Consider the following 13,174-nt stretch of genomic DNA (forward strand, 5'->3'; position numbering starts at 1 on the left):
AGGTCCTGCCAGCCGACACGCGGCCGCAGTAGCCGGTCAGTCCGGCTGGGCGGCGCGTCGTACGGCAGCGGTTGACGCGTGCGCCCAGCGGCAGCTACCGGACGTTCGGCCTAGGCGCCTCCGACGCCCCATCCGAGCCGGGGCGTTGGCTACTACCGCTCGGTGCGCTGCTGCCGTTGCTCGGCGGGGAGCCTGGGGCCCGTGAGGAGTTCGACTTCGGCGCGGTGGTCGACGGTGTCGATGACTCCGGCACGGTCGTCGATGGTGTCGACGACTCCGGCACGCTGGTCGACGGTGTCGAACTGTTGGTCGTCGACCGTTTCGTGCTGTCGGTGCTGCTCGGCGGGGTCGTGGTCGTAGGCACCCGGGTCTGACTCGGCGCAACGTTCTCGTCGCCGCCTGTCGGGGGCTTGTCGGGCTGACCACCCCCGACACCACTCCATATGTGGCCGACGGTGGTGACCTCGTCGCCCGAGATCGACTTTCCGGTGACGCCTTCGAAGCCGGTGATGGCCAGGATCGCGATGACGAATCCCACCACGCTGGTGCCGATGATCAACGGCCAATGCAGGCTATACCGGCGGCGTGCCTGCTGTGCACCGGTCTCGACCGGCGCTTCGGGATTCAGCCGGGGAATGAATACGGTGGGTACCTCGTCGACGGTCCGTCCGGCATTGGCTCCTGGTGCCCTGTGGTGCGCGGGTTGCCGCTGCTGCCACTGAGTTCGGGGCCCGGCACCGGCTCCTGGACGCATGCCGTTCCTGAGCCCCGCCCGGTCCTGCGCGGTCGGCTGGTAGCCGACCATTCGCGGTCCGGGCACCCGCTGCGGTTGCTGAACCTGCCCGGCCTGCTCCCGCGTACTCGAGTCGGCCAGCGCCAGCGCCGCCGCCGTGGTGCGCTGCGCCGCCGCCTTGGTCTTGCTCAGTGAGCGCAGGTACAGCTCGCCACCTACCGTGGACACCACGCTCGCGATCCCGGCGCCCGCCACGGTACCGGCCACTCCCAGCGTCGATCCCAGAAAAGCCGCAGTCACCGCCGCCAGTGCTGCCGCGGTGACCTGCGACGGTTTGATGCCGCCTTTTTCGTCAGAGGTGTCCTTCTGCTCTTCGCTCATCATCCCGATCTGCTCGCATTGTTACCGCTTCGATTCCACCACGTTATAAGCCGTGTGGACCGCAACGGCCGATGCCGGGACTACCTGTGACACAACACATTCCAGCCGCTTAACTCGCATAAAGTCGACCTAACAATGGCTCTGAATTCAATACCGGTCTTCGGGACGCCCTGATTCCCAATGGGTTTCCAGCCGCTGCATCAAATTGCCGATATCCTTCTGGATCCGCTCGACCAGCATCCGACGATTCGTACCCACCGCGAACGGTGGCTCGTCCAGCGACATCACATAGCGGCCGTCACCGATCACATCGCGCCACATCATCCTCGTCTTCTGAATCCCGCGCGGCCCGTACTTCGACCGGCCCTGCACCACCTCGATCGTTCCCGTGCAGTCGGCGGGACGCTGAAAGAACCGCTGTGTCCGATAGATCAACGTGTTTTCCCGATCGTCACGGAGGTAGCTGCCGCCCCAACTCGGTGCGACGTCCTCGGTGCGGTCGGTGACGATCGGGATGCCCGGCAGCTGACCGGCCTCCACCCGTGGTAGCAGCTCCTCCACGGCGTCGGCCAGCCTGCGCGGATCACATTCGGTCACCGTGAACGCAACGGTGTCGTAGGTAAGCGATCCGGGCGTCTGCTCGAAGACATAAGCGAGAGCGCCTGCGCGAGCGGCATATACGCGCAGCCCCTTCGCCGAGTTGCGCATATTTCGTTCGTCCCAACTCGACACCTCCACATACAGCTCCGGGGCACACAGCACCTCGATCGCGCCGTCGAACCAACCGTCCAGCCGCCGCTGCAGGTCCTCCCAAGCCGCACGTTTGCGTCGCTCCAGGTCGTCCGCGAAGACCACCTCGTCGCTCTCGAGCCAGAACGGATTGGGCAGCAGACCCTGACGATGCCGCTCACACAGCACGACGAATTCGAGCACAGTGAATTTCCACTGCCTCGTCACGGCTCGATCACCGGCTTCGACCACGCGGCGTCATCGCCGAGGCCCTCCTCCATATTGCTTGCCGCATCCAGATACTTGGGCCGCTTGTATTCCTTGGCCGCACCGCCCTGCGCGCCGCCCATGCCGCCGCCGCCCATGCCGCCGCCCATCGGCGTTCCCGAGCCGCTGGAACCGGTACTTCCCGCCTGTAGGTTCGACATCTGCGTGTTCTCGAGCCCGCTCTGCACCGACGCCCGTGGGAACAACTTCGACTCGACCATGCCGGGAGGGACACCAGGCGCGTGCGGTGCGCCACCGACCCCACCGCTACCTCCGGGAATTCCGGCATGGGCGCCACCGAAGGCAGCCGCGATATCGTTCGGAATCGCACTGCTGTCGAAACCGGGGATATTGAGATTCTGCAGATCTCCGATACCCGGAATGCCGGCCATGCTGTTGCTCGTCAGACCGGCGAATACCTCGGTACCGGCCTTTATCACATCGGTGAGCGCCGAAGACGCTTCCTTGAAACCGTCCATCAGCGTCTTCAAAAGATCGGCGCCGCCCGGGGTCTTGACCAGCGGACTCGCCGGGTTGGTCAGCGTTTCGTGGTTCAGCTTGCGCAACGTCTCCGGATCCAGCTTGCTCAGCGTGTCCGGATCCAGCCCCTTCAGTCCGTCCGGCCCGAGACCGCCGAGGAGGTCGTTGCCGATCTTCTTCAGATCCTCGGGACTCATGTGCTGGACGAAATCCGAGCCCAGTTTCTGCAAGTCCTCGGGGCTCATATTTTTCAACAGATCCGGGTTCAAGCCACCGAGCAGATCCTTGCCGATCTGCTGCAGTGCCTCCGGACTCAGATCCTTGAACGGGTTCTCGCCGTGCATCAGCTTGTTGATCAGATCTTGGGGCGATCCCGGCGGCGCCTTGGGGCCCGATCCCGGTTTGCCGTTCGGTCCGGGTTTGGAGATCCGGTGGCTCGCCGCCGGACTGGTCTGCGGATTGTTGGACGTGTTGGAGCCGTTGTCGCCGTTGTTGCCGTCGCCATTGCCGGACCCGCCGTTGCTGCCGGATCCGTCACCGCCACCCTGGTTTCCGCCGCCCGGGGGATTGACATTCGGGTAGGCGGGCAGGTTGCCGCCGCCCGCGCGTGAGACATCCTTCGAACCGCCACTTCCCTGAGAGCCGCCGCCTCCCTGGGAACCGCCACTTCCCTGGTAACCGCCACCTCCCTGAGAACCTTCGCCCTGGGAACCACCACCGCTTTGGGAGCCACCGCCGTTCGAGGCGTCGCCGGCACCCCGGGACTTGCTCTGGTTGTAACCGCCTTGCGATCCGCCGTTGTCGTTGCCGCCGTTGTTGCTACTACCGTTGTTGCTACTACCGTTGTTGTTACCGCCGTTATTGTTACCGTTGTTGCCGCCGTTGTTGTTGCGGTCTTTGTAGTCTGTCAGGGTACGTTGTTCATAAGGGTTTTTGTGGTCTGTCAGAGTACGTTGTTCACCGCCGTTGCCACTGCCGTTGTTGTTACCGCCCGGTGGAGGCGCCGCCGCGGCACCGGTTACGGCCACAATGGGCATGGCATTGACAGCGTTTTCGACACCGGGCTGGTACGCGTTCTTGTACCTCTCGCGCCAGCCCGCGAGTGCCTTGTTCTTATCGCATTCTTCGGCAGGATCGTCGTCCCATTTATTGGCCGGAATATCCTGCAACATGTAGTTCAACCACTGAGCACAGTAGCTCAGATCGCTGCCCAGGCCCTTCAGCTCATCGGCGAAGGAGCCCGAATCGCGGGTGAATCGCTCGATCGCCTTCACGGCCTGGTCCGCACCGTCACCGGTCCACATGTCGGAGTTCACCCGCGTCAGAGCCGTGTTCAGCTCCGCGAGATCATCCGTGAGCTGTCCGCCCATCCACGTGTACCGGGCACCGGCGTCGTATGCCACCTGATCATGCCCCGTCAGGGAATGACTGAATTCGTAATATCTGTCGTACGGCCACAGATCGGCGGACTCGGTCTGAATCGACTTTTCGCTGCCCGCACCCGTTGCGGGTGCCAACGGATTCGGCTTGTCCGAGACCTTCGACAGCGTCGTACTGCTCGGCGGATCGGTCTTCGGCTTCACTTTGTTCGTCAACGCAGCCTGCAGATCGCCGACCTTGTCGAGAGCTTCGGAATTCAGCTTTTCGAAATAGAGATAGCCGCCGCCGGCGCTACGGAACGTATCGCCCAGGTCCTCCAGGATCCGTTTCATGGTATTCATGGTTTCGATGACGTCGTCACCCTTGGTATTGAAGCGATGAGTCAGTTCTCTGCCACCGTTCTCGAGGGCCCACGGGTCCATGGTGTTCATCTTGAACTCGCGAATGAAGTCCTGGTACCACGCCAGGTTTTCGATCAGGTCGTGGCATCGCTGTACGCATTCGACCACGGCCTTCATTTCGAACTTCAGCCCGTTGATCTTCAACGTGCCGCTGTCCGCGTTGGCGCGGTTCTTTTCCCAGTCGTCGTACGTCGCCTTGGTCGTGTCGTCGATCTTCGGGGGGGCGTCAGCCATCTGCGTTACTCCTCGTGGTCTTCGTGGTGGGCCGCTGCTCTACGACCGGTTCGTTCGGCGACGATGCCCGCATCCTGCAGGGCCTCCCAGGTCGTCTCCAGGAACATCCGCTGCTGCGGATCGATCCGCGCCGCCTCGGTCGACCAACGGTCTTCGGGAACCTCACGCACCGCGTCGCGGTTCTCGGCCAGCAGCCGCCGGAAGTCCTCGACATCGGACACCTGCCCGGGGAACCGGCAACCGATCCCCACGACGGCAATGCCCTCGCGCTCGGCATCGATCATGGTTACCGGCCGTCCATGTTGTCCATTTTGTCTGCTGCGTCACGCATGCCTTTACTGAACTTGCCCGCCGAATCGACCATATTGTCGCCGCCGGCGAGCAGGTTCTCCGCGGATTTCCCGTAACCCTTATCGCCCTTGACGAACTTGTTGCCGTAGTCGTCGTGGCCCCACGGATAGTCACGCGCGTTGATCGCGTTCTTCAGCGTGGTGATGATGTCCTTCGCCTTGTCGCCGACCTCGTCCATCCGGTCCGCGGTCTGCCGCAATCGGGCGGTATCCACCCGAATTTGCCGATCTCCGGCCATTACGGTCTCCTAACTCCTGCGCTGAATTCAGTACCGGTCCTCGGGGCGTCCCCATTCCCACTGTGTTTCGAGACGCTCCAGCAGGTGGTCGATTGTCGTCAGCCATCTGTAGTACTCCTGGTCGTCGTGGTGGGTCGCCTCTCTATGACCGGCTCGGTCGCGGAGGGCGAAGCTCCCAAAGTGAACGGGACGTCGGTCGAGTCGCCGGGTCCGGCGCGTTGCTCGGGTTCCTCGTCCGGCGAGGGCATGAGCATCGACTTCGGCTTCTTGCGCGGCGTGTCGTCCTTCTTGCGGTTTCGGCGCGACTGCTGCCGCGCCCCGGGGGCACCGCCGGGCGAAGTTCCCGGTGGCGGGGCCCCGGATGCGGAGGGGGCCCCGCCTGGTGCGGACGGCGCGGCGGGTTGGTGCCCGTCCGGCATCGCAGGCATCCTCGGTGTGGACGACTGCGTCCCGTTCCCGCTCGACCCGGAATTCTCTTGCTGCCCAGGCACTCCCGGATGCTGATCCGGATCCAGTTGCGCACCCGGATGTTGCGGGTCTCCTGGATGGCTTTCGGCCCCCGGTGCACCGTGCTGGTCTCCGGAACCTGGAGCACCCGAATTGTCCCCGGCACCGGCACCGCGGGACGGATCTGCGGAATCCGTTACACCCGAATGGCTTCCAGCATCATCGCCTACCGCCGGGTCTGCCGAATCCCGTTGATTCTCGGATCCCGGAGTCCCCGTGTTGTCGTCAACTCCCGGTCGACCTCCCGGCTCGGTCGATTCCGAATTGCTCTCGCCACCAGTTTCTTTCGGGTCTCCGGACGGAACCGGCGATTGCTGGCCGGCCGAATTCCGCGGTGTCCCTGAACGATCCGGCTCGCCCTCGTCGCCGGAGGTTCCCGGATGATGCTGCGTGCCCGGAGCGCCCTGTCTAGTCGTATCCTGCGATTGATCCGACCGATTCCCGGCAATGGGATTGTTCGGGGAGCCGGGTTGATCGGAGGTTCCGAGTCCGGGATCGCCTGAACGTGACTGTCCCGGCTGGTCTAGGCCCCGGTGCTGAGCAGACGGATCGGACTGGCCGGAACTGTTTCCGTCGCCCGGCCGGAGTTGCCGCGACGAGTTCGACGCCCCGGTCGAACCTTCCGGTCCCGGTCGGTCGACCGAACTACCCGACGACGTCGGCGAAGCGTTGCCGGGACCCAGACGCCAGAAGTCCGGCGACGGCTCGCCCTGACCGTTCGTCCCCTCGCCGTTACTCCCGCCCGGCGACAGGAACGAATCACCCATACCCAGCGGCGGCATCATATTCTCGGCCGCGTGCAGGTTCTGCAGCATCCTCGCCACCATCGCCGGGTCCGGTCGAGGTGGTGGCGGCGACTGCCGCGGCGGCGGCCGGTCGTTGTCCGGCGAGCGGTGATCACCGCCGGAGCCGCCACTGTGGCCCGACGTGCCGGAGCTGCCGCCATCGTCACCGGAACCACCCGATCCACCGGCATTGCCACCACGGCCGTAACCACCGGAGTTGCCGCGACTGGAGCCGCCGGAATCTCCGCCGTGGCCGTAATCGCCGGAGTCGCCGCGCCCGGAGCCACTGGAATCCCCACTGTGCCAGGAGCCACCGGGGCCCTGATCGTGGTCGTCCCCTCCTGGCCCTTGGAAGTTCCGATTGTTCTCGTACGGACCGGGATTCGGTGGGCCATCGTTATACGGATCATCATCCGGCGGCGGCCAGGAGTCCATATCCGAGGGATCCCAGCGGTACAGGGGACCCCAATACTGTTCCTGCGCATCCGGATCCGGCGGTCCCGGATAGTCCGGGTCCGGCGGTGCCTGGCTGTTGTCGTACCCCGGCGGAATCCAGTCGTCGGCGAGCGGCGCGTCCGGCGCCGTGTACCCGTCGCCGAGCTCATTGTTGCCGTTCAGCGGGTGCGGCTTGATCTTGGCGGTCAGGTGGGCACCGGCGACATAGGGACTCATCCGGTCGACCGGCGGTGCGATTGTCCCGTCGGGAGCGGAGACGTGCACCTTGTTCTTGTCGTCGACAGTCCAGGTGGTGCCGTCGCCCCTGCTACCCCACTTCGTCTCGTCCGGCGCCGTGATCCGCACCGCCCCGTCGGCACGGACCTCACGCAGCGGACCGTCGGCGCCATGGTCGACGAAAGCCGTTCCGTCCGATCGTGTCCCACGCACCACACCGTCAGCGTCGGTGAAGGTGACCCCGTGCGGCTCGACCTCGGAGACCGATTCATCGCTCTTGTGCGTGACCCGGAAGCCGTTGGGCGTCCGCTCCAACTGCGAGCCGTCGGCCAGCTCGATCGGCTCCTTCGCCGACCGCGTCTCGGTGTCCCCGTTCGGCTTGGTGACGTGCACAGATCCCTTCGGACCCCGCTCATAGGTAGTGTCGTCACTGTCGAATACCTTGATGCCCTTGGGCGTTGACTCCAGGGTGATCCCGTCGGGCCGATCCATGTGCACGACACCGGGCTTGCGCGGACCGTCCTCGCCGAAGCCGCCGAGCCGATCACGCATCCCGACTTTCGAGGTGTCGCTCAGGTCGTGATGGATCACCGTCTGATCCGGGTGCCGGGTGCGCCCGCCGCCCTGCGTATCCGTGGCATCGAACACCACATGCGTGGTGCCGTCGGGATGGTCGACAGTGACCGTGTTGTTGTGCTCGGTCGTCAGCCTGGTCTGGTCGGGGGCGGTAACCACGGTCGGCTTGCCAGGCCCGGACTCGACCACGGTGTCGTCCGCCTTGTGCACGGTCCTTTCGCCGGTGGGCGAGATGAATTCCGTTGCCCTGTTGGGTCTTACGATCGTGGTCCAATCGCCCCGGGACTTCGTCCGCACCGAGCCGTCGTCCAGCACGGTGTGCGAGACGCCATCGCGCCGAGTGAACGTCGGCGACTGCACTCCGCTCCCTTTGCCCGAAGTCGCCCCGGGATGAGCCGACGGGCTGGTGCCGTCCGGGCCGACGAACACGATCGAACGATCGGCCTCGACCTTCAGCAACTGCGGATCACCGGGACGACCCACCAGAATGGTCCGGTCGTCGCCGACCACATGCCTGGTTCCGTCCGGGGAGGTGACAACCAGGTTGTCGTCCTCGTCCCGGTGCCGCCCCGGCGTGCCGATGTGCACGGTGTTGTCATGCGTGGTGACCGTCGTCGGGTCGTCCGGCCGGGTGTAGGTGGTGGTGCCGTCCGGATCGAAGTGCGTCCGGTCGTCCCACGGCGAACGCAGCTCCGCGCTGCCGTTTCGCCGGACGATCGTCGTCGACCCGTCCGGGGACTTCGTCCGTACCGAACCGTCGGTGAGCACCGTGTGCTCGGTACCGTCGTCCCGGACGATGACCTCGCCCTCGCGGGCCGGACCACCGGCCCGCGAACCCGGTTCCGCCACAGGATCATTGCCGGTCTTGAGCACGAATTCGACCGAGCGATCCGGAGCTATCTTGATCCACTGCTGGTCCTCGGGTCGCCCGAGGAAGATGTTCTCGTGCTTGTCCACCCAATGCTCGGTGCCATCGGGCGAGGTGACCACCACGTCACCCGACTCACCGCGCGTCCAGTTCGGATGCTCCTGATCGCCCTCGAACGTCCGGACACCCGGCTCGGCGTCATCGGGCCCACGCCGCCCGCTCGGACTCGAATGCTGTTCCGGCGGAACCGATCCCCGTGGCGTCTCCGCCGCCGACGGCGGCTGTCGCTGCGGCGGGGCACCGGACTCCGGCGGACGCTGCCGCGACGGCGAGCCACCTCCTGAATCCGACGGTGTGCGCCGAACCGGCGGCAGCTGGTCACCGGAGCCGGCACCTGGCGCCGAGAACCGCGACGACTTCGGGTTGTCCGAACTCATCTCCGAACCCGGCGAACGCGGTAGCGGCCCCTCGAGATTCGGCCCCGCTGGACGGCGTGGCAACAGCGGCGTCTCCCCGCCCGACAGCCGCTGGCCCTGCGGTGAGACACCGGACTCCGGCGAACGCTGCGATGGCGGCCCCTCGAGATTCAGCCCGGCTGGACGGCGTGGCGGCTGCCCGGAATCACTCGAACTCACCGACGACACAGCCGACGAACGCGGTGGCACACTCGATTCGTTCGAACTCACCGATGACACCGATGCCGGGCCGCGCTGCGATTGTCCCGCAACGATATTCGAGTCGGGTGTCGAGCGTGACGACGTCTGGATACCGCCCTTGGGCGTTTGCGACACCGAACCGTCGCTCGCGGGCGATGGACGCGTCGCGGGCGGATCGCCCGCAGGCCCATCGCTCGCCCGGCTGATCACCGACGAGCCGCGACTGTCGACGGACTGGTTCGACGATGACGCTCTCGACGGCGGCGATCCCTCCGAGGCGGACGAACTTCCGCTGCTCCCGGAATGATTCGAGAATGCCGGAGACGCACCCCGGCGGTCCCCAGCGGCCGACGATCCACTCGGCGAACCCGAGCCACCGCTCGCCGACCCATTCGACGAGTGCGAGCCACCGCTCGTCGACCCGCTCGCCGAACCTGAGCTGCCATTCGCCGACCCGCTCGACGAGCCCGAGCCGCCGTTCGATGACCCACTGACCGAGTGCGAGCTACCGCTCGAGAGCGGCTCATACCGCCAGGAACTGGACGTACCGTCCGACGTACCGCCATTGCGATTGTTCCCCGTAGCCGGGGACACTTGCGATCTCGTGCTCGAGCTGTCCGGATGCGAGCCGCCTGAGCTGCCCTGGCCGAACTGCGAGTTCCTGTTGGACGGTGACGTGACCGGCCGCTCCGAATTGCTGTGCCCGGTACCTGAGGCCGGGTGCGTCGCCCGCGAAACCTGCTCGCTCGCAGACGATCCCGACCGGTCACCAGGAGATCGGGGACCGTCGAAGACGTCTCGATCGCCACCCCGCGACCCGCTCGATCCGGCCGACGGATTCTGGTTCGTGACATGCTCGCCGCCGAATCCGTTGCCCGCGAGGCCGTTCCGAGAACCCTGGGTTCCGTCCCCGCCCGGGTCGAACGAGAATCCGCCCCGCGCCAGGTTGCGCACCGACCCGTCCCCGGGCAGCTTCCACTCGACCTCGAAGCGCTTGTTGCTGAACCGATTATTGCCGAAATAGGCCTTGGCACCGCCCCCGAGCCCACCGTGTGCCACGCCGCCGACCCAGCCGTGCGGGTTGCCGAGCGTCTCGGACCAATCACCGGTCACCAACCCGGCACCGACGCCACCGAAAAAGCCGAACACCGGGCTGGAACCGACCCCGACGATCACGCCGTTCCCAGCCCGAACCCACGGATTCTCCAGCTTGTTCCCGAAGAACTTCGTCGTGTACTTGTTCATCCAGTTCGCCGCCGCCCGGCCGAACGGCGCGCCGGCGCCACCCGCGGCCAACGATGCCCCGAACTCTTTCCAGTTGAAATGCTTCCGGTGCCCACCCGGTCCCATCTGACCGACCTGCACAAGGGCGTCCAGTCCACCGGAGATGAGCGCCCCCTCCAGGATTTTCACGATCCAATGCTTGCCGAGGTTCGCGAACTTCCCCGCGAATGTCGCCGCCGCCTTCGCCGCGATCTTTTCCTGGACTTGTATTTCGAGGCGGCGCACCACGATTTGGGTCGCTGCCTCCTCGGCCACCTCAACGATTGGTGCGGTCGGCGGGAAAGTAGCCCAGGCCCACGCGATTTCGATGGCCAATGCCACCAGCGAGACGATGGTCATCAGCTTCGCGCCCTGAATCGATGTGCCGAACTCTTCGGCGGCGTCGGCGATCTGGTCCATGAAATGCCCCAGCGAATCCATCGACTGATCGCCGGTCAGCATCTGGTCGAACAGCGCGCCGATTTTGTCGCCGCCGACACCCTCGGGATAAGCCTCGACCGCGGCGCGTTTGACGTCCGCGATTTCCGGTGTCAGTTTCCGCAGCGCCTCGCCGGCCGTACGGTAGGCGCTGGCAACCGCCCAGACGTTGTCCTCGTCACCGTCCGGCCACGCACCGCCGGCGATCCACCCCAGCCAACGCAACTCCGGCGGCAGATACAAACTCATCCCGCAACGGCCTTACTCGTCGAGACCGTTGATCATCGACCGGCGGCGCAGCGGCTCGGCATCGCCGAAACCCGGGTCGTCGTCGTAGCGGCGCTCCGGCGAGTTCGGCGGCGCGGTCGACACCGGCGGCGGCACCGGAATCATCGACCGGACATCCGGCATGTCCTCGACCAGATCCGACAGATGCGGCAACCGATCCTTGCGCTCCCGCAGCGGCTCCATCAGCAGGCGGCCCTGCTCGTTCACCTTCCTGGCGGCGCCCTGCACGGCCTCGGTCATCGCCGCGGCGATATCGGCGTAGGTCAGGTCACCGATATCGTCGGCGAACCGGGTCTCGATGAGAATGCCATCGGCATTCACGGTCACGCTGATCCGCTTCTCACACGCGGTCACGGTCGCGGTGAGCCGAGCACGATCTCGCTGAATTTTCGAAAGACCCCGCATTTGCTCCGACAGAGCTTCCAGCATCATCGCGGCATCGGCCTGCAGCCGTTCGTTCACCACCGGGGGCCTCCGCATCGTAGGTCTAGCCGTACCGCAACGCTGAACATTGGTTACTGCCCGGGCTTCCTATGTATGGCCGAGGACCGAAGCGGCCGACCGGACTGAGCCTTCTCGTTTTCCTCGAAGACATTCGCCGTGTCCCGCAGGTTCGTCGCATTCTGACCGAGTATGTCGGCGAGCTGCGACAGGTTTTTGAAAGAATTATCCCGGCCGACCAGATATCCCTTGTCACCCTTGGCAAATTTCTTGCCGAGCCGGTCGTCACCCCATGCTTCACCCTCGCCGTTGGTAGAATTAACCAGGGTGTCCGTAAGCTTTTTGAGTTGGTCGGTGATATCGTCGAACATCGCTGCCGCCGAACGCAATCCGTCCGGATCGATGTTGATGGATTCTTCCACTATTCTGCCCTGTCCATAATCGGCGCCCCAGAAAGCATTACCCTCGCGTTACGACCTCTTCGCGCACTCGACTGATATGCTTCTCGTCGAAGCAAAACCAATTTCGGCGGACACCCGCCGCAAGGGGCAGGAGAAGAGACCGCATGAGACCGACGACATCTACACCCCGCCGAGGGCACCGCACGCAGGCGCTCGGCTCGGTCGGTGCGGCCGGTCCGGACCGCGGCACCCACCTCAGGACAGGCACCGGCGATCAGGCAGTCCCAGTTCCTTGACGCTGCGATTCCGGCACCGTCCATGTCAGCCTCACATTTGAGTTGACCTTCAGTAAAATGACATGACTGAGAGTAAACCAGAGCTTATGGCAGACGTCAATCGACTGCAGCGCGCCTACCGTTCCCCGGTGCGCGAAGAGGCTGCGCGGCGCACCCGCGACATCGTGGTGCAGGCGGCAGTGCAGGTGTTCGCGGAACGCGGATACGGTGGCGCCACCATCGACCAGATCGCTTCCTGCGCAGGCGTTTCCCGCCCGACCGTCTTCGCCGCGGGCAACAAGGCCCAGCTTTTCGCGCTCGCTCGCCAGTACGCGGCCACCGACGGTCAGCTGACCGCAGCAGACAACGGCACAATCGCGATCGACTCGACGACGACGAAAATCCTCACCATCACCGACCCGCGACGCCTTCTCGAAGAGTTCGCCGCGCACACCGCAGCCCAGATGCAGCGCGTGCGACCACTGCAGGTCGTCCTCGAGCAGGCCGCAGGCACCGACCCTGACCTGGCGGAGCTCTTGAAGTCAACGCAGCGGCAGCTGCTGGAGACGGCCGGAAGCGTCGTCGCCGCCATCGCCGCGACCGGGCCGTTGCGGCGCGGCATCTCCCCCGACGCCGCAACCGATGTGCTGTGGTTACAACTCCAGTACACGAACTACCAGCGCTTGGTCGACGAACGCGGCTGGAGCCACCAGGATTTCGAACAATGGCATGCCACGGCGATGCGCACCGCACTGCTCGAACCGGAGCATGAATAATCGCCGAGGCCAACGCTGCGGAGTATCCCCCTGG

9 protein-coding genes are annotated in these 13,174 nt (G+C 65.2%); 1 reads left to right on the forward strand and 8 read right to left on the reverse strand.

Annotated features, from left to right (window positions below; translation table 11 throughout):
* Positions 1 to 94 precede the first annotated feature (94 nt).
* The 8 genes from ACFWF1_RS35770 to ACFWF1_RS35805 all read right to left on the reverse strand — a co-directional run bounded on the left by ACFWF1_RS35770 (position 95) and on the right by ACFWF1_RS35805 (position 12,110).
* Positions 95 to 1,117 carry a hypothetical protein gene (locus tag ACFWF1_RS35770; RefSeq protein ID WP_379283691.1) on the reverse strand — a complete coding sequence of 341 codons (1,023 nt, stop codon included), beginning with the start codon at positions 1,115 to 1,117 and terminating at the stop codon, positions 95 to 97.
* A gap of 144 nt (positions 1,118 to 1,261) precedes the next feature.
* On the reverse strand, positions 1,262 to 2,071 hold the full coding sequence (locus ACFWF1_RS35775) for an ESX secretion-associated protein EspG (protein ID WP_379283690.1): 810 nt from the start codon (positions 2,069 to 2,071) through the stop codon (positions 1,262 to 1,264).
* Positions 2,068 to 4,605, reverse strand: a complete 2,538-nt coding sequence (locus ACFWF1_RS35780; protein ID WP_379283689.1) for a hypothetical protein — start codon at positions 4,603 to 4,605, stop codon at positions 2,068 to 2,070. The genes ACFWF1_RS35775 and ACFWF1_RS35780 overlap by 4 nt, the downstream gene beginning before the upstream one ends.
* Before the next feature lie 5 nt (positions 4,606 to 4,610).
* Positions 4,611 to 4,889 (reverse strand): beta-ketoacyl synthase N-terminal-like domain-containing protein, encoded by a 279-nt coding sequence (locus ACFWF1_RS35785; RefSeq protein ID WP_379283688.1) that lies wholly within the window; start codon positions 4,887 to 4,889, stop codon positions 4,611 to 4,613.
* 2 nt (positions 4,890 to 4,891) lie between these two features.
* Entirely contained in the window at positions 4,892 to 5,194 is a 303-nt protein-coding gene (locus ACFWF1_RS35790) for a hypothetical protein (protein ID WP_379283687.1), read from the reverse strand.
* Positions 5,195 to 5,292: 98 nt separating this feature from the next.
* On the reverse strand, positions 5,293 to 11,208 hold the full coding sequence (locus ACFWF1_RS35795) for a hypothetical protein (RefSeq protein WP_379322252.1): 5,916 nt from the start codon (positions 11,206 to 11,208) through the stop codon (positions 5,293 to 5,295).
* 12 nt (positions 11,209 to 11,220) lie between these two features.
* Positions 11,221 to 11,712: a YbaB/EbfC family nucleoid-associated protein gene (locus tag ACFWF1_RS35800; protein WP_379283685.1), complete on the reverse strand. Its 492-nt coding sequence runs from the start codon at positions 11,710 to 11,712 to the stop codon at positions 11,221 to 11,223.
* A gap of 50 nt (positions 11,713 to 11,762) precedes the next feature.
* Positions 11,763 to 12,110, reverse strand: coding sequence for a WXG100 family type VII secretion target (locus ACFWF1_RS35805; protein ID WP_379283684.1), 348 nt, complete (start codon positions 12,108 to 12,110; stop codon positions 11,763 to 11,765).
* Between the two features lie 361 nt (positions 12,111 to 12,471).
* Here ACFWF1_RS35805 and ACFWF1_RS35810 point away from each other — a divergent pair, with 361 nt between their 5' ends.
* The gene (locus ACFWF1_RS35810) at positions 12,472 to 13,140 is read left to right on the forward strand and encodes a TetR/AcrR family transcriptional regulator (protein ID WP_379283683.1); all 669 of its coding nucleotides are present in this window, start codon (positions 12,472 to 12,474) and stop codon (positions 13,138 to 13,140) included.
* Positions 13,141 to 13,174 lie beyond the last annotated feature (34 nt).

The sequence above is a fragment of the Nocardia sp. NPDC060255 genome (assembly GCF_042727395.1).
Lineage (GTDB): Bacteria > Actinomycetota > Actinomycetes > Mycobacteriales > Mycobacteriaceae > Nocardia.